Raw genomic sequence first — 18,744 nt, 5'->3', positions numbered from 1 at the left:
TATATTTTCATCATTATACATATAATATCAAAAAAAGGAGAGGATGGTTTTGAATAAGTTCGTCTGGGGAATCTTTTCTTGCATCATATCATGGCTTTTTTTATCGCTGACTCAACCTTTGATAGCTCATTCTGAAACACTGAACCCTACAACTCACGCCTCTACTTTTAGTGAAACATTTACCTCAGTTTCAACAGAACAACAAACAACTCAAGCAACCGATATTGTGGAACAAGAAACCGAGCAAACCCATGCTTCCTCTGAAAACGATGAACCTATGGCACCTACGCCAGCTAGTGTTTCTGTTGGTAATAGCACCTTAAAAAGTACCTTAAGCACGGGAACGTATAACCAAGATATTATCACACTTTCGTATGAATACAGTGTGACACTTATCGGCTTAGCAATTAATGATCGACCGATTATTGCTATTCAACTTCCTACAGAAATTTCAAGCCAGTTAGATAACGACACTCTAAAGCAACAAGATTTTCTGACTCTTTTAACAGGGACTGTCAGTTATCCAGGAACAGCCACTCAAGATATTCACAGTTCAACTAACGGCGTCAGCCTCTCTTATAGTAGCACTTATCATTCTGTTTATCTGACTTTTCCAAGTAGCACCTTGGTGTTACTTCCCGGAAGCAAATGGTCTGCCGCCATTTCGTTTGATGTCGGCGCACTTTATAAACGAGGAATTTCAATCCCTCCTGCTCTTAACGGCAAAGACTATCCGATTCGAGGAACCTTTACAGATGTCGGCACTGGATTAGGTGCAATTAATATTATTATTGGGAACAATACAAAAACAGGCGTAATTAGCAAAGCTCAACTTAGTTTAGGTAATTACCCCGTTCCTCAAGTCACACCAGCCAAACTAACTCAACCAAATCATCTGGACACTACTGTAACAGGGACCATTCAACAAGTACAAGACCCAAACTATAACTACTCTGTTCAATTAACCTTGAACCGCCATGATGGCACCACTACCCCCATTGTGGTGAAAGGGATTTCTGTCGATGCAGCCGGAAATTTCTCGATCTCTTTAGCTTCACCATTAGAATATGGCGACACGCTCTCTACAATTGTCTTTGCTCGTTCAAAAACGTCAACCGACTATATTCAAAGCAGCCCCTCAGCTGACCAAAGTGTCAATTGGTCAATCCAACCAGTCACAAACGTAGTCGCCAATGCCGGCTCAACTCAACTTTCAGGTAAAGCTTCTCAAGCATCTAACGGAACCTATCAAGTTAAAGTACAAATAAATGGTGGTTCTATTTCCACAACGTCCTTAGATTCCAATGGCCATTTTCAATTTGCTAATTTACCCACTTTCCAAGGAGGAGAAACGGTCAGCTTGTGGGTCCAAGGGCTCAGCAATCGCACTGGCCTGCCTTTGCTAACCAGTTCTACTGTTTCTCAAACAGTTGCTTATCCTGTGCCTCAACTAACGGTCACGCAAATCATTGAGCGGAAAAATGCACAAGGGCTCTGGGAAGCTGCAAACTCTGTCGTAAGTGGTCAAATCATTCGTTTTACGTTAACCACACGTTTAACCAATCAACCAGCAACGTGGATGAATCAACAATTACGAGCAACGGTGCCTAAAGGACTGGCTCAACTTTCAGCTGCTACATTAACAAAACAATCAGCAGCAGGTTTAAGTACGCCAATAGCTGGGCTTCAACTTTTAACTGATAGTTCCACTGGTTTGCCATATTGGAGTTATCATAATTCGCTGCCAGCAGATAATTTTACGGAAGCCAATACACAATTCACCTTACAATATACAGCAACGGTTACAGAAGAATGGATAAACCAATTTCTTTTATTTTCTAGCACGGTTATTGGCAATGATGGTGGCGGAACGCCAATTACGCCAATCACTAAGGAACAGTCTTTACCTATCAAAAACGGTACCCTCCGTTTTGTGCAGATGCCAACTACAGTTTCCTTTAAAAATTTACCTTTTCCCAGCAAACGAACCATATACTCACCATCGACCATCAGCGCTCCTTTCCTCATTGCCGATGGTCGTGTTGCAAAAACACCATGGCATTTGTTGGTAAGAGAGAGTCAGCCCATGCATTCAACTTCTACAAATAAAACGATCCAGCAAGCTTTCATTTATCGAAAAAATGGCAGTGATTTTCCTATCTCCTCTTTAGCAACCGAAGTTTATCAATACACCGCAACGGACGATAACAATGTAGAAATTCCTTGGAACCAACAAAATGGACTTTTTTTAAGCGTTGCTCCTGACCTTAACTTAACGGTCAAAGAATCTTACACTGCCGAATTACAATGGATTCTTTCTGATACACCCCTCTAATTAGGATTTAGCTTTTTTAAAAGTTAAAAATAAACAAGAAAGCCTAATGGTAATAAGTCAAGATATAAATTTTAAAATATGAGTTAGATTTTGAAAAATTAGACCGCACTGAACTAGACCCGACTAAAATCAAATTTTTTTCGGGGTAATCACGAAGATTTTCGCAAATAACTTTATGTTATTTTTCTATCACCACCTTCGCCGGCTGATAGAATTGACCGTTGCGTAGTAGCGCATCGATCAAGCGCACAAATTTTCTTCCGGTTAAGACGAGCGCTCGTTTATGTTTGTGTTTAGGTACTTCATTTTTCTTTTTTTGGTAGTACTCTTTAAATTCTGGAAGTGTACTTCTTACTCGATTGGTGGCTTCAATTAAGTAGTAACGAAAATAGCGATTTCCAGAACGATTTAGTGGCGTGTTTTCAGATTGAGAGTTTCCTGATTGATTTTTAGACCAAGTTAACCCGGCATACTTTGCTAACTTGGATTGATCATCAAATCGCTCGATTTGACCAATTTCAGCGATTAAGCCTGCAGTATAAACAGCTCCTAATCCTGGGACACTTAATAAGCATTGGGCTTCTGGAATTGTTTCAAGTAAAGCAGTAATGTTTTTTTCAATTTCTTTAATCTGTTTTTTTAGAAATTTGATTTCGTTGGCGATTATACCTAATACAAGGTCAATGGAATTCTTGGTTACTTTACCTAAACGATAAGAACTACGTACAGCTTTTTGAATACTTTTGACAAGTTGCTCTGGATTTTTGAATCGACCTTTTCCTAGCTTTTGAAGTAATTCAGCGGCTGATTCAAGAGGCATTTCCGAAAATTCATCTAAGGTAATACCTTCTGTAAGTAGATTCATAATTGAAGCTCCGAATATGGAAGTTTTATTGTCTTCATTCGCAAGTTCTTTTGATAAAGTATTACATTTATACGTCAAATTTTCTAAAAAATGTTGTTTTGCTTCTACCATTTGTGTCACTAATTGATAACGAGATCTTGTTAGTCGTTGAAGTCCAACATAAACTTCTTCTTTAATAGGAGACAATGTATGGAGATCTACTCGTAGATAATCAGCTATGATCTGTGCATCAATTTTATCTGTTTTATCCTGATCGAACATTCTTGAATACTGTTTGATTCTATAAGGATTTTCTACAGTAACTTCGACAGGTAACAGCTTTAAATCTTCATCTAAGTAGAAAAACATTGCTGGGTGAAAACTATAAACAGAAGTCGATTCCATACCTATGACAATTCGGCAGAAACCAAAGGTTTCTTGGTAGTCGAGAATTCTTTGTTTGATTTCGCTAGCTCCGATTAAATCGTTGCTAAGTGAACCTTCAAACAAGATCTCTTTGGAGTCTGTTAAAAAGCAAGTATCTAATTTTTGAGAACTAACGTCTAAACCAATAAATAATTTCATGGAAGGTCCTCCTTTCATAAATTTTTTGGAATACTTAGCTATTGAAGTTTATCCCTGAATCTTATTGAATAACCGCAATCTCGCTTAATAGTACTCAATTGTTTACCTCTTAAAAGCCACCCTATTTCCTACTAGAAATAGTTTAAGAAGTGAACGGTACAGCTAATGGGTTTGAGGCATGATAATCAATAAGTCGGGATGCAGGCTTTCTGCTGTAGTCATAGCTACAAAGGAAATTAGCAGTGTTCCGATAGACCGTTTCCATAAGTCTATTATCCAGGAACAAAATTCAATAGCCAAGGTTTAAAAGTTATTTAATAAGGAATAGCCCTAAGGGGTGACTGAAACGATGGAAGTCGTTTCAAAATATATATTACGAGAAGGAATAAAAAATGAAAAAGATCGTGCGCATTTCAAGCATTTTGTTCGTTGCTACGCCTCTTATGCTTTTAAATAGTCCAAAAGTTGAAGCAGCCCAAGTCGCTTCTATTCAATCCAACGCTGATATTACGTTTGCTCTTGATAATACTGTCACGCCACCTGTCAATCCGACGAACCCTTCTCAGCCTGTGACACCTAATCCTGCTGATCCTCATCAACCTGGTACAGCCGGACCCCTTAGTATTGACTATGTTTCAAATATCCATTTTGGATCAAAACAAATTCAAGCCGGAACAGCAATCTATTCGGCACAACTGGACCAAGTACAAAATAGTACTGGCGATTTAATTAGCGTGCCAAACTATGTTCAAGTAACTGACAAACGTGGTCTAAATCTTGGCTGGAAATTATCAGTTAAACAGAGTGCGCAATTTGCTACAAGTGATTCAACACCCGCTGTTTTGGATAATGCTTCCTTGACCTTTTTAGCAGCAACACCCAATTCAACACAGTTACTTTCTTTGGCGCCATTAACGGTCCCAGTAACCTTGGATCCAACTGGTGCCGCTACTTCTCCTGTGGCGACTGCCGCTCTTTCAACAGGAATGGGCACTTGGACATTAGCTTTTGGTAGCGGAGCGACCGCTGCTCAAGGCATTCAATTAACTGTTCCTGCGACAACGAAAAAAGTTGCAGCTAAACAATATAAAACAACGCTTACTTGGATTTTGGATGATACACCACTTTAAAAGAAAACAAACAAGGTATTGCATGAAACAACTTCATGCAATACCTTCTTATAAAAAATTATCAAAAAGGAGTGCACACTATGAATCAGCAGCTTTATAAATGGCTCCATGCTATTAGCGTCATCATTTTTTTATTTTTTATTGGCTCTTATTCTGTAGAAGCAAGCGAAATGACTTTTTCTGTAAAAGCCATTTTACCCGACAATCAACGAACCAAAGAAACAAGTTATTTTGATTTACGTGTCGCTCCAAACCAAACACAAAAGCTACAAATCGAACTAACGAATCAAACAGCCAACGACATTACCGTGCTAGCTTCAGCCAATGCAGCGATTACTAATGATAATGGCTTGGCAGATTATTCTCATGCTGAAACAAAAAAAGATCCATCTGCACCTTTTACTTTTAATGAGATTGCGCAATTACCAAAAGAAATCCACCTACCTAAACACTCAACCAAGACTGTTGAATGTCAGCTTACTTTACCGGAAAAACCATTTAATGGGTACGTTTTAGGAGGACTCTACTTTGAACAAAAGTCAGATGAACAACCTGCTCACTCAGAAAACGGTGTGGCCATCAATAATCGTTTTTCTTATGTAGTCGGCGTCTTACTTAGTGAAACAGATGAACCTGTTCAGCCAGAATTATCTTTAAATGAAGTAAAAACCGATCAAGCTAACGGTCGTAACCGCGTATTAATGAATCTCCAAAACAAACAAGCGGCTATGATTAAAAAATTACAAGTCGATGCCTCTTTATATTATGAAAAAGAAGCTAAACCTCGCTACGAAAATCACCAAGAGTCGTTAACAATGGCCCCTAATACAAATTTTAATTATCGGATTGACTTAAAGGAACAACCTTTTGTTCCTGGAAATTATACTGTAAAAATCAAAGCAAACGATGGCTATCAAGACTATTCGTGGGAAAAACACTTAGTCATCCAAGAAAAAGAAGCTAAAAAATACAATGCTACCGCCGTCAACCTCCCACCTGAAAAGCACACCAATTTCCCTTGGAAACTGGTGTTTAGCATCACGCTAGTTTTTCTATTCATTTTGGGAAGCACGATTTATTATTTCAAGAAAAAAATACGTGAATCGCAACAGTAAAAAAGCACATCGACAATTGTCGATGTGCTTTCATAATCGCTTAATTATTTTGTATATTCTTCAACTAATGCAACGACTTCTTCCATCGTGTCGCATTCTTTTAATGCGCGGTCAGCAAGTTCAGCCATTTTAGTTGTGTCTAGACGTTTCATCAAGCTACGTGTTTTAAGGATAGATGTAGCACTCATTGAGAACTCATCTAAGCCCATACCCAATAGTAATGGAACAGCTGTTTGATCGCCCGCCATTTCACCACACATACCAGCCCATTTACCTTCAGCGTGTGCTGCATCAATTACATTTTTAATTAAACGTAAGATTGATGGGTTGTATGGTTGGTATAAGTAAGAAACGCGTTCGTTCATACGGTCTGCCGCCATTGTGTATTGGATTAAGTCGTTGGTTCCAACACTAAAGAAGTCTACTTCTTTGGCAAATTTATCAGCTAATACGGCAGCTGCTGGAATTTCAATCATAATACCTACTTGGATATCGTTTGAAACTTCAACACCTTCGTTGACTAATTTTTGTTTTTCGTCTTCAAAGATTGCTTTCGCTGCTCTAAATTCTTTCAAAGTAGCAACCATTGGGAACATGATACGTAAGTTACCATGAACAGACGCACGTAATAATGCACGCATTTGTGTACGGAACATGCCGTCACCTAGTTCTGATAAGCTAATACGTAATGCACGGTAACCTAAGAATGGGTTCATTTCGTGTGGTAATGTTAGGTAAGGAAGCTCTTTGTCCCCACCAATATCCATTGTACGAACCACAACTGGTTTTCCTTCCATTCCTTCAAGAACTGCTTTATACGCTTGGTATTGGTCCTCTTCAGTTGGAAAGTCAGATGAATCCATGTATAAGAATTCTGTACGATATAAACCAACAGCTTCGCCGCCGTTTTTGTGTACGCCTTCTAAATCTTTTGGTGTACCAATGTTTGCAGCTAACTCAACATGTTTGCCGTCAGCTGTCACTGTTTCTGCATTTTTTAGTTTATCCCATTCTGCTTTTTGATCTGCATAAGCTTTTGCTTCTGCTTCAAATTCAGATTTTTCAGCATCTGTTGGGTCAATAATAACATCCCCAATGATTCCGTTCACTGCTAAAATATCGCCTGCTTTTACTTTGTCAGTAATTTCTTTTGTACCAACGATTGCAGGGATTTCTAACGAACGAGCCATGATTGCTGAGTGAGAAGTACGTCCGCCGATGTCTGTCACAAAGGCTTTAACATACGTACGGTCTAATTGTGCAGTATCACTAGGTGTTAAGTCATGGGCAACCACGATTACTTCTTCGTTAATCATTGAAGGATTTGGAAGAGTCACACCTAATAAATGTGCTAAGATACGTTTGGCAACGTCACGAATATCTGCTGCACGCTCTTGCATGTAAGCATTATCGTCCATTGCTTCAAACATACCAATATACATATCCGTAACTTCTTTCAAGGCAGCTTCTGCATTGACTTTGTTGTCTTGGATATTTTGTTTGATTTGACCAACCATTTCTGGGTCAGATAAAACCATTAAATGAGCATCGAAAACTTGCGCTTCTGCTTCACCAAGGCTTTGAGCTGCTTTGTCGCGAATTGCTTGCAACTCTTCAGTAGATTTTGCTAAAGCATCGTCTAAGCGAGTTGCTTCTGCATCAGTATCTTCTACGGAAGTTTTGTTGAAAGACAAGTCAGGTTGAACTAGCAGGTAAGCTTTAGCAACAGCAACGCCATCACTTGCGGCAATCCCTTTTAGCATCTCAGACATTATTCAGCCAATCCTTCTTTTTGTAATGTTTCAACGATTGCTGCCATTCCTTCAGCTTCGTCAGCACCATCAACAGTGATTGTTACGTCAGAACCTTGACCAACGCCTAAAGACATAACGCCCATGATTGATTTTAAGTTAACAGATTTACCTTTGTATTCTAAGTTAATATCTGAGTTAAATTTGCTTGCAGTTTGTACTAATAAAGTAGCTGGACGTGCGTGAATTCCTGTTTCTGCTACAATGTGAAATTCTTTCTTTTCCATATAAATCGGTCTCCTTCGTAAATAAAAAATTTTTATGTTAGGGTTTTCCTTTCTTGATACGCTAAAATCAAACGTCTACTCGAAAAAAGACCCTTTCAGTTTCTAAGATTACCATTTTTTTCTATCTTACACAACACTTTTTGCTTAAATTTCGTGATGTTTTGCACTGACTATTCTTCCTCTTTTTGGTAACGATAAATGATTCGTCCATTTAACCCCGCTTCTCCAACAATTTCCGCGCGGTCAGGCAAAGAAATCCAAGTATCACGAAATTGGAAAAATTCATTTTGCTCCACGATTAATTCAGAGATTTCTCCAGCTTTTAATGAAGCAATTTTTTCTACAAAAGGATTTTCAGCCATTGATTTCACCACTCTTTCTCTTAAATATCAACTCTTATAGTTTACTTGAAAATGGCGCAATTGTCTGTAAAAAAATCGAATCTTTGCCTTTTTTTAAACAAGGTCTTTTACTTGATTCTCTTACAAAAAATGCTATAATAACCTCAAAGGTCAAAAATGGTCAAGTGGTTTTATAGACAGAATTTATTCCTGCTATCTAGTACTTGGCTGGTTTGAGGAAAAATGGTCTGTTTACTAGAAATAATAGAGCAAACAGCTATTTTTCTGGCCTCAGTTATTTTGAAAGGATGTGTTTCATTCAATGATTTGTCAAAATTGTCAACAAAATGAAGCAACAATTCATTTATATGCAAATGTGAATGGTCAAAGAAAACAACTGGACTATTGCCAAAGCTGCTATCAAAAATTAAAAAATCAAGCAAATAATTCCCCTCAAAATATGGGACAAGACCCTTTTGGCTTTGGGAGTTTAGACGATTTATATCGTTCTCTTTCTCGCCAAATGCAACAAGGTAATCCTTATGAACAACAAACACCACCCACTCAATTTGGTGATGGTGGTAATGGAGGTCAACCCCCTCGCGGAGGCGCTGGCGCTGGTCAAGGTTTACTAGGCGAGTATGGGATTAACATCACCGAAGCGGCACGCCAAGGAGATATCGATCCTGTGGTAGGACGTGACCAAGAAATTAAGCGTGTCATTGAAATCTTAAATCGCCGTACAAAAAACAACCCCGTTTTAATCGGTGAACCAGGTGTTGGTAAAACAGCCGTTGTCGAAGGTTTAGCCCAAAAAATTGTCGATGGCGATGTGCCCCAAAAATTATTGGACAAAGAAGTCATTCGTTTAGATGTGGTTTCACTTGTTCAAGGAACTGGTATTCGCGGACAATTTGAAGAACGGATGCAAAAATTGATTGAAGAAATCACTGAAGCTGAAAATGTCATTTTATTTATTGATGAAGTCCATGAAATTGTGGGTGCTGGTGCTGCTGGTGATGGCAATATGGATGCTGGCAATATTTTAAAACCAGCCTTAGCACGTGGTGAATTACAATTAGTCGGTGCCACAACTTTAAATGAGTACCGTATTATTGAAAAAGACGCTGCCTTAGAACGTCGGATGCAACCAGTCCAAGTAGATGAGCCAACCGTTGCCGAAACCATAACGATTTTACATGGTCTGCAAAAACGTTATGAAGATTATCATCATGTCAAATATACAGATGAAGCGATTAACGCAGCAGCAAACTTATCCAACCGTTACATTCAAGATCGCTTTTTACCAGATAAAGCGATTGACTTGTTAGATGAATCTGGTTCAAAAATGAATCTAACTATCCAACTCGTCGATCCAAAAACAATTGATAAAAAATTAGCAGAAGCGGAACAACAAAAACAACAAGCTTCCGCAGAAGAAGATTTTGAAAAAGCGGCTTATTATCGTGATCAAATCAATAAATTACAAGCAATGAAAGAAAAACAAATCAGCGATGAAGAAACACCCGTCATCACTGAAAAAGATATTGAAGCCATTGTGGAACAAAAAACTGGCATTCCTGTCGGTGACTTAAAAGAAAAAGAACAAACCCAATTGAAAAATTTAGCTGTTGACTTAAAAGCTCATGTTGTCGGACAAGATGATGCCGTCGATAAAGTAGCTAAAGCGATTCGTCGCAATCGTGTAGGCCTAGGCAAACAAAACCGCCCAATTGGTTCCTTCTTATTTGTAGGGCCAACAGGCGTTGGTAAAACAGAATTAGCAAAACAATTAGCTTTTGAGCTATTCGGTTCAGAAGATTCGATGGTTCGTTTTGATATGAGTGAGTATATGGAAAAACACAGTGTTTCTAAACTGATTGGTTCTCCTCCAGGCTATGTTGGGTATGACGAAGCTGGACAACTCACAGAAAAAGTCCGTCGTAATCCTTATAGTTTAATTTTATTGGATGAAATTGAAAAAGCGCATCCTGATGTTTTACACATGTTTTTACAAATTCTCGACGATGGTCGTTTAACAGATGCACAAGGTCGTACAGTCAGCTTTAAAGACACCATCATTATCATGACAAGTAATGCTGGAACAGGAGCTGTGGAAGCCAACGTTGGCTTTGGCGCTGCCCGTGAAGGTGTGACTAAATCTGTTTTAGGTCAATTGAACAACTTCTTCACCCCCGAATTCCTTAACCGTTTCGATGGTATTATCGAATTCAAAGCATTAAGCAAAGAAAACCTGATGAACATTGTCAGCTTGATGTTAGAAGAAGTAAATGGCTTATTAGCTAAACAAAAATTACACATTGAGGTTCCAACAGAAGTCAAAGAAAAACTCGTTGATTTAGGTTATGATCCTGCAATGGGCGCTCGTCCTTTACGTCGAACAATTCAAGAACAAATTGAAGACGGCATTGCTGAATACTATCTAGATCATCCTGAAAATCATCAATTAGTCGCAGCGTTAGATAACGAAGGTAAAATTATCGTAACTGGCGCACAAGAAGTGACTAAAACAGAAACTTCAACATCTGACCAAGCAGAATAATCAAAAATCCACACGCATTAATAACAATGCGTGCGGATTTTTTTATGCTTTTCACTTTTTATTTTCATCAAAAAAAACTATAATAGAAGAAAGATATTCGTATACTTGTTCCTCATAGAAAAAATTCAATCTGGAACTCCTGTACATAATTGGAAACGCTCTTTTGCAGCACACAACTATAATGAGGTGATAAAATGAAATTAGTGAATGTGACCAATAGCTACAAACAATTAGTAAATAAACAATTGGAAAACACGGATGCTTACTTTGTAAAAGTCTACTCAGCAGGAAACACGACCGCTGTCTATTCAGAAGCAGCTCACCATGTGGAAGTTCTGATTATGAATAAAAATCGTCGCATTCGTCCGACAGAAGTAAAAGAAATTTTAGCAAAACTGTTAAAACGATTACCTAAAGAGGCTTATGACCCAGATGAAATTTCTATCATTGAGTTAAACCATGTGACCGAAGTGTCTGTTCCATTAAAAGTTTCCCTCATGGAAAACTAAAAAAACTGCCGAAGTTTCCCCACTTCGGCAGTTTTTTAATTTATTGTGACGTTATTTTTTTTACAAGCCTTTGATAATTTTCCGACCAGGCTTCCTCATTTGTCGGACTGACTAATTTGTTTTCCTCGATTGCTTTTTTTCTTAAGTCATCCACTTCTTTTTTGAAATTTTCCCCCGATTTTTGAGCATAATCTTTAGAAAAATATTTTGATTGGCGAGAATAAGCCTTCAGTTTTGCGTCTTTAATCTCTTCTTCTGTATCTGCAAAATATTCATCATAACGAAGATCGGTTATTTTCCCTGAATCTTTTAACGTAATAACAGTTAAACGTCCAGAAAGCCCCTCCCCAAAATCTTCTGTTAGACTTGTATAATATTCTTTTGAAGGTTCTTTGATTTCCTTGGCTAAAGCCCTAGCAGCAGGAAGATAGCCATTATTAGCGCTATTGGATTGCCCTTTGGCTGTCTGGAAGGCGCCATCTAGACGATTTTCGGTAACCATTTGATTTTCTAGAAAAGTCATCGTATTAACAACGGTCACTAACGATTGATCAGTTCGGGCGTTGTTCGCTTGAAAATTTGCATAGCCGGATAAACGTTTTGTCACTCCTGCCCATTCTTCAGAATAATAGTTTTTAGGTCCACGTTCATCAAATTCTACTAACTGAATTTGTTGATCCTTAACAACGACATCAATTAAAGCCGTATAGCCGCCATCAAACACGACTTCATGATGATAATAATCCCCTTGAACTTCCCCGATTTCTGGACGACCTGACCAATACATCTTCTGAGCTTTTTCTTCTGGACTAATTCCTGATTGTCCATTATTAGCTTCTACTGTAGCGCCAGAAACAGCATCAACTTCAAAGGTATGTCCATTACGCTCATAACTCACTTTGGCAGCACTCTCCTTCGGTTGATCATTCGTGTTTGTCTGCTCCTCCTGCTTTACAGAAGTGGCATTAGTGGCTGCCGAGGCACCACTCATTACTTGGACTGCTTCTGCTTCAGTACTTTCTTTCATTTTTTCAGTTCGTTGATCTGGTTGGCACCCCATTAAAATAATCATTGAACAAAATAACCCGACAACTATCTTTTTAGTTTTCATTTTTCCTCCTTTTTAAAACTCATTGAATTACCATTTAATTTTAATATAAGTAGGATGAAAAGTATAGCTAAGAAATCGTTTTTCCTTCATATGGTGATAAACTTAACTGTCCAGATAAATATTCACCTAGATAGATTTCCTGTAATCTTTGGAAGCCTTGTCCTTGGATTTGCGTTAACAGCCAGTGCTCATCTTTTTTGATTAACTCTAGGACATCCATGTTGGCTTGACCGTCCACAATAATCGGATAACGAATACTTTCATCGCCATATTCGACGATTGTTAATTGACCATTTTGTTCTAAAACCGCCCGTTTAACAAGCTGGACTTCATAAATACCATTTGCTCGTAATTTAAACATTAGATCATTTGCAGAAATACCATTTTTCAAACATTCCTTCACCACAACCTGTCCATCCTTGATTAAAGTAATGGGTTTACCATCCACAATTTGCTTCACATAGCGATTGTGTTCTTTTGCAAATTTTAAAATTAAGACTAATAATGTCCACAAAATTAACACTAATACAAATTGGAGCACCGTAATTGAATCATTATAAATAACACCACCAATAATGCCCCCCAATACATAGTTTTGCACTTGGTCCATAGCCGATGTGGGCGCCAAATTGCCTTTTCCCATCAAATTAATTTGGACAATTAAACAAATAATACCTAAAGCAAATTTAATAATAATTGGACTATAAAACTGCATTAATTTTCCCTCACTTTACTTTATGATTTCAATCGTTGGTGTTAATAAATACGTTTCTTGTAACGTATAAGACTGCTGATCCGTACTTAAACTCATTTTATAAAAGACTTCGTCAATTTTAACTATGGTTCCGTCAGCCAATTGTGTACCATTGACATAAACTTTTTCTGGAGAAACCTTTTTTTCCTGTGCCACTTGTTCGACAAAATGTACCATTTGTGAAGATTGTGAATGCTGATTTTGGTTCAGTTGATAATTGGAATATTGAACCCCTAAAACAAATAATAATGATAAAAAAATAATAATACTTAATTCACGATATTTCGTTTGAATTTGATGTCGCACATAAAAACTAAACACAATGACTAGCCCGATTAACAAAGCAAAAATAAAAAAATACTTTAAGTAATCATTTAAATTAGATTGGCTTTTTAAATACTCGATGCCATAAAAATTCATGTTCTTGTCCACTCCTTGATAGGTTCGTTATAGTAAGTATTCTATCTCAAAAAAAACAATCACGCCTGCTTTAATACCTTATAAGAAGAAAAAGCTCAGCGCAATCATCTTGAGAATGATTGCGCCGAGCTTCAATCTTCTAAAGATTCAGCTACTGATTGATTACAAATTAATTTTACATCAAACTTTTCAGTTCAACATCTGGATATTTATCCGCAAACCAGCGTTCCGCAAATTGGTTTTCAAATAAGTAAAAGTCCCTTTTTATCAGGCTTCATCATACAATAAATAATCTTAGAAAGCAATCCATTTCTGCTACAAACCAACGCAATGTTCAACCTTTGTTTTTCTCAATATACCTATTACTTCTTAATCAATAATTTTAGTAGGAAAATTGATTAGACAAGTATCACAAAACAAAAGTTGAAAATTATATGTTATTTAATGTGACTTTTCTATTCTATCAATTGTGCCTAATCCAAACTATTTTAATGGATAAATCTGCGTTTTTCTTGAGGGAGTAGATTCATGAACAACATTGCTGAAGGATAGTGTTTCTGTATATATTCCAAAACACCTAAACTTCCCTTATCTTCGGAATTTCGGAGTTCTTCTTTTATTTGAGACATATCTACATGAATACTTCTACTTAAAAAATCCACTGCATCTGGAAATTCTTTATCAGTATGAAAAGTATCATAAAAATCGGCAAGTTGTTTACATGTGACCGATTCATCTATTGTTAGTTCTATTAAAGCTTTCTGGATATTCAAACTTATCTACTCCAATCTGTTTTCAAGAATACTTCTTTCAATTCCTCTAAAGTTTTTACTCTTTTAGATAAATCCGCATTCATGCCTGAATCAATGAACTTCTCTACTTCTTTATTTTTATTATTATTCAAATTCTTTCTCCCAGTCATTATGCTGAATTGTGTCATAATAATTCTGTTTTTAGCTCTTTAGGTACTTTTCTTCGCATATTCACTTTTATGGTAGAATCTCCTTTTTCGTTAAAAGTAGATACCATGTTAATGTCCTGTAAATTATTTAATAACTCAATATTTTGAGGAGTATTCTCTATTTCAACTACTTTATTTTTTCCATTTTCATCAATATACAATTCAGAGATTGGTTTGTTTTGTGTTCCCAGCCAATATGTTACATTTTTTATAGAAATCTCATTCAACTTTTTATTTTTGAAAAGATTATTGAGTAAGTCAACGAATAGTTCCGTATTTGACAAATTGTTAAAAATACAATCATATTCTTCTATTGAAAAATCAGTAATATTATTCTCTAAGAACAAATTAAGCGTTTGTTCAATTGTTGATTTACTTAATGTCCTCTCTTTTAATTTAAAGATAAAATATTCTTTTAAGCATTCAACATTTATATTCTCAAGCAATTTTACAAATAGTGTATCATCACAAGAAATTCCTCTTTCGAACAGAATTTCTACTAATTTAGTATTTTCGAAAAACTCATCTGATTCTTCATCAACAATAGTATCTAGTAACTCTTTAACTGATTCCAGTTTCCAATTCTTTATGAGAGAAAACATTTCATCTTCTGACAAGTCAATCTCAGAATAATTTTCTAGAAAGTCATTAGGATGATTAAGTACTACCTCTACAATAACACCATCTTCCTTAAACTTACTAACATTTTCTATATTAAAATCAATTAAATTATTTCTAGCTAAAATATGAGTGCTTTGACTTGAAAGATTGCCTGCATCATATGTCGTAATCTCTAGTAGTTCAATATTATCCTCTGTAATACCTATCGCTTTATTATCAACCATCCTTTTAAGCAATGCTTTTAATTTATCTTTTGAATCAGATTTATCATATTGTTTTTTAAGAGAAATCACTTCATCCTGATTAGTGAATATTGAGTTCATAACAGACAAATCAATTTCTACATTTTCATAATAGTCTTCTATATTTTCCCATGTGATACTACATTTTCTCTTCTCTAGTAATGTTGTCCAAAGCGAAGAATCCGTTACTTGGTTTATTTTTTCTACTGTAATATTCGATTTATCTATTAGGTTTGTCTTAATATCTGGTTTATTAAGTTTTTGGGAATTTAATAGACTTAAAAAACTTTTCTCAGTTTCGAGTAATTCGTCTAATGAAAATAGAACTTCATCTACAAAATGATATAAGTTCATATTCGTATTTCTGATTAAATCATCTATCTTAGAATTTAATATATTTGCGTAAGAGACCGCTTTTAATTCATCTGAATTTTTGTAGTTTAAAATTTTAGAAAACATATCTTTATCATATCTATACAAATCATATTTAATGAATTTATTGTATTGTTCTTCAGACAAGTTATCTAATTCTATATCATTAAAATAGATTTTTGCAGATTCAATTGCCTCTTCATTATGTTCAGATAAGACTTCCATAATGGTATTAGACTCTACAAACTCTTCAATTTCTATAAAGAAATTAGGTCTATTTAAAATGTTTTCACTTATTAAGAATTTATAGTCAGCTACATCTTCATTACCTTCAAACTCTTCATTACCTTTATAAACCGCCTTATGCTCACTCAATACCTGTAATAACAGTTTCTTTCTATCATCTTCACCATAATATAGAGTTATGTCCCCTAAACAAACATAAAAAATCAAGTCAATCAATCGGTTCTTTTCTGAAGCGTTGCATTTTTCTATAAAATCATTCGTATATTTTCTTAATAATTCAAAAACTAAATTAGCAATATTCAATTTATTTTCATCTAAAATTACCTTTAAATTTTCTAAATATATGTCTTCTTCTCGAATAAAGAATTTTTCTAAAACTACATCACGAATCTTAAGTGGGTCTTTATAGCTATTAGAAAATAGGTATTTTAAAATATTGATGTTAAGTATTCCCTGCTTTTCAAAATCTTGTGGTAAAAGTTCACTAACAAATCCTTCTGGATTATCAAGTTTTTCTTTAAATTCAACGCTTTGATTAGACTTCAATTTAACTAATAGATTTTTATCATCAATAGTCATGCTTTTTTCATAAAAAATGGATAAATACGATGAGTAGTCTTCGGCTAAATAACCATTAGATAAAATATACAGAATAAAATCCTTATCTTTATTGTCGTATTTTTCTTTTGGCATTTCTGCATATATTAATTTTACTAACTCAGGATACTTTTTTATTTTTTGTTTCAAAGATGCCCTGATGAAAGCATTTAACTCGTTTCTCTTTAAATCATACTTTTCCTGTTTCTTCTCTCTTCTTACTATTAAAATTGAATCTTGTTCTTGTACTATCTGTTTAAATCTAGATTTTGAAATATTGGAGGCTCCACGATTCCACAAATTGAAATTAATATTTTCTTCTCGGTTTTGTAAAATACTATCAATAATTGTCATATCTAAACCCTCTAGATTTCTATATTTACCATCAAGCAATATACTATCACTTATCGAGATTCCTTGGTCAAATAAGAACTTCTTTATTTCCGATAACTTATCAACATTTATTTGTTTCTCGATTTCCTGAAAGTCATTGTCAATTATTTCTAGCTCTTCGTTTACTCCTTTAATTAATTCCTCATCAAATTTCCCTTGAACAATTATTTCATAGATAAAGCCTTGTGACTTCTGTAACTCTGTAAATACAGAAGGAACTAGATTTTTTAACGCTATTATTGCAAATAAAGATTCTTTATTCATACTTCCTGATAAATTTCCATGTATATCTAAATAAGTAAAAAACTCATTAACGATATTTGTCAACAATCTCAAATCTGAAATATATAAGGAAATATCTTTTAAAAATTTCTCAAAGTTTGCATCTAAACCACCCACTGATTTCTCCTTCATCATAGGTATTAGATATTCTCTTGAATTAAACGTATCTACGACTGGTATTATCGGAATAATCAGTTCAAAAAATTTCGTTCTAATTTCTGATTCATGTTCCTCAATATCTTCTTTTGAATTTGAAAATATATCCTCTTTCACAGCATATATAAATGTAATTTCCCGACTGATTTGTTTTGAATTGTTTAGAAGTAGATTAAGTTCCTTTAAATGCTCGAATACTCGAATACTTTTAAATCTGTCAACATCTTCTATAACCACCACATCGAACTTATTCGTTTCAAAATAATATAAAATTTCATCTATATATTTATTAAAATAAGAAAAATTATTTTTGTCCTCTTCAATTGAAACATTAGCAAAGTTTAGTTTTGAAAGTTTGAATTGTTTCAAAACTGTCTGAAAGATTTGAAACAATAAAATACTAATGCTGGCTAATAGGACACAATACAAAATTAAATCAATAGACTCTGTTTTACTGGCGATTCCTTCGACATTACTTAATATTATTTCTTTGAAATTTAGATAATCTTTTAAATAGAAAAAGCTTACCAACGATGCAAAAAATAGTAAGTATAATAAAAACTTTTTTCTACTCGAAATATGATTGATTTTTTTGAAACGTGAATATGGCAACTTAGAATTTTTTTCTCTATAAATCATTTGTTTTACCAAACTATTTTCTAATTTTTCGTTCAAATCATCAATATTATCAATTTCCTCTACATTCGTATTTTGGTTTTCCAATTCTTGTTTAGAATAGGAACCCAATGATAAATTCAAAACTTTATAATTAGGATAAAGGATTTCAAAATTCTTTATTATCGTACTCTTTCCTGAACCGTAACTACCCATTAAAGCAATATTAGTTACATCAGGATTTTTAACACCATCATGAATTCGCTTAATATATGGCATTATTCGTTCTAACTCTATACCTTTTAAAATCTTTGGAGATAAACTACTTTGAATAAATTTTCCAGCATTATTTTTTTCTTCAATTTTATTCGACTTTGCTTTAAACCAATCAATTATTTGATTTATAACAATTAAGTATGATGTCCAAAAAGTTTTTCTTAATTTTTCTAACAATTTTTTACACATCCTTCGTTAAATATTCATTTTAATTATAACAGCTTTCAACTTAATTAGG

15 protein-coding genes are annotated in these 18,744 nt (G+C 35.0%); 5 read left to right on the top strand and 10 right to left on the bottom strand.

Features of this window, described 5'->3' with window-relative positions; genetic code table 11:
- The first annotated feature begins 43 nt into the window (after window positions 1-43).
- Window positions 44-2,335, top strand: a complete 2,292-nt coding sequence (locus tag IGK86_RS02245; RefSeq protein ID WP_016617090.1) for a hypothetical protein — start codon at window positions 44-46, stop codon at window positions 2,333-2,335.
- A gap of 178 nt (window positions 2,336-2,513) precedes the next feature.
- Here IGK86_RS02245 and IGK86_RS02240 read toward each other — a convergent pair whose 3' ends face one another.
- The gene (locus IGK86_RS02240; protein ID WP_438741968.1) at window positions 2,514-3,764 is read right to left on the bottom strand and encodes an IS110 family transposase; all 1,251 of its coding nucleotides are present in this window, start codon (window positions 3,762-3,764) and stop codon (window positions 2,514-2,516) included.
- Window positions 3,765-4,156: 392 nt separating this feature from the next.
- Between IGK86_RS02240 and IGK86_RS02235 the strand changes: the two genes are divergently transcribed.
- A complete protein-coding gene (locus IGK86_RS02235; RefSeq protein ID WP_002358689.1) occupies window positions 4,157-4,894 on the top strand; it encodes a WxL domain-containing protein in 738 nt (245 codons plus the stop codon).
- Between the two features lie 35 nt (window positions 4,895-4,929).
- Window positions 4,930-6,009 (top strand): DUF916 and DUF3324 domain-containing protein, encoded by a 1,080-nt coding sequence (locus IGK86_RS02230; RefSeq protein ID WP_016616967.1) that lies wholly within the window; start codon window positions 4,930-4,932, stop codon window positions 6,007-6,009.
- Window positions 6,010-6,053: 44 nt separating this feature from the next.
- Here IGK86_RS02230 and ptsP read toward each other — a convergent pair whose 3' ends face one another.
- From ptsP to IGK86_RS02215, 3 genes are all read right to left on the bottom strand, one after another.
- Entirely contained in the window at window positions 6,054-7,781 is a 1,728-nt protein-coding gene (gene ptsP, locus IGK86_RS02225) for a phosphoenolpyruvate--protein phosphotransferase (protein WP_002361251.1), read from the bottom strand.
- A complete protein-coding gene (locus IGK86_RS02220; protein WP_002355551.1) occupies window positions 7,781-8,047 on the bottom strand; it encodes a phosphocarrier protein HPr in 267 nt (88 codons plus the stop codon). The genes ptsP and IGK86_RS02220 overlap by 1 nt, the downstream gene beginning before the upstream one ends.
- A gap of 170 nt (window positions 8,048-8,217) precedes the next feature.
- The gene (locus IGK86_RS02215; RefSeq protein WP_016616968.1) at window positions 8,218-8,409 is read right to left on the bottom strand and encodes a hypothetical protein; all 192 of its coding nucleotides are present in this window, start codon (window positions 8,407-8,409) and stop codon (window positions 8,218-8,220) included.
- Window positions 8,410-8,710: 301 nt separating this feature from the next.
- Here IGK86_RS02215 and IGK86_RS02210 point away from each other — a divergent pair, with 301 nt between their 5' ends.
- Both IGK86_RS02210 and IGK86_RS02205 read left to right on the top strand, forming a co-directional pair.
- A complete protein-coding gene (locus IGK86_RS02210; protein ID WP_002386935.1) occupies window positions 8,711-10,951 on the top strand; it encodes an ATP-dependent Clp protease ATP-binding subunit in 2,241 nt (746 codons plus the stop codon).
- Between the two features lie 194 nt (window positions 10,952-11,145).
- On the top strand, window positions 11,146-11,460 hold the full coding sequence (locus IGK86_RS02205; RefSeq protein ID WP_002355547.1) for a DUF1827 family protein: 315 nt from the start codon (window positions 11,146-11,148) through the stop codon (window positions 11,458-11,460).
- 40 nt (window positions 11,461-11,500) lie between these two features.
- Here the strand turns inward: IGK86_RS02205 and IGK86_RS02200 are convergent, their stop codons facing one another.
- The 6 genes from IGK86_RS02200 to IGK86_RS02175 all read right to left on the bottom strand — a co-directional run bounded on the left by IGK86_RS02200 (window position 11,501) and on the right by IGK86_RS02175 (window position 18,683).
- On the bottom strand, window positions 11,501-12,571 hold the full coding sequence (locus IGK86_RS02200; protein ID WP_016616969.1) for a hypothetical protein: 1,071 nt from the start codon (window positions 12,569-12,571) through the stop codon (window positions 11,501-11,503).
- Between the two features lie 67 nt (window positions 12,572-12,638).
- The gene (locus IGK86_RS02195) at window positions 12,639-13,286 is read right to left on the bottom strand and encodes a DUF421 domain-containing protein (protein ID WP_016616970.1); all 648 of its coding nucleotides are present in this window, start codon (window positions 13,284-13,286) and stop codon (window positions 12,639-12,641) included.
- 15 nt (window positions 13,287-13,301) lie between these two features.
- Window positions 13,302-13,745 (bottom strand): DUF3290 domain-containing protein, encoded by a 444-nt coding sequence (locus IGK86_RS02190; RefSeq protein ID WP_002355544.1) that lies wholly within the window; start codon window positions 13,743-13,745, stop codon window positions 13,302-13,304.
- A 488-nt stretch (window positions 13,746-14,233) separates the two neighbouring features.
- The gene (locus IGK86_RS02185) at window positions 14,234-14,518 is read right to left on the bottom strand and encodes a hypothetical protein (protein WP_010775593.1); all 285 of its coding nucleotides are present in this window, start codon (window positions 14,516-14,518) and stop codon (window positions 14,234-14,236) included.
- 2 nt (window positions 14,519-14,520) lie between these two features.
- Window positions 14,521-14,649, bottom strand: coding sequence for a hypothetical protein (locus tag IGK86_RS02180; RefSeq protein ID WP_258078073.1), 129 nt, complete (start codon window positions 14,647-14,649; stop codon window positions 14,521-14,523).
- 32 nt (window positions 14,650-14,681) lie between these two features.
- The gene (locus tag IGK86_RS02175) at window positions 14,682-18,683 is read right to left on the bottom strand and encodes a YobI family P-loop NTPase (protein ID WP_010775591.1); all 4,002 of its coding nucleotides are present in this window, start codon (window positions 18,681-18,683) and stop codon (window positions 14,682-14,684) included.
- Between the last annotated feature and the right edge of the window lie 61 nt (window positions 18,684-18,744).

The organism is Enterococcus sp. DIV1206 (genome assembly GCF_051712485.1).
GTDB lineage: Bacteria > Bacillota > Bacilli > Lactobacillales > Enterococcaceae > Enterococcus > Enterococcus faecalis.
The sequence above is the reverse complement of the archived record's forward strand: the minus strand, read 5'-3'. Positions and strand labels throughout refer to the sequence as shown.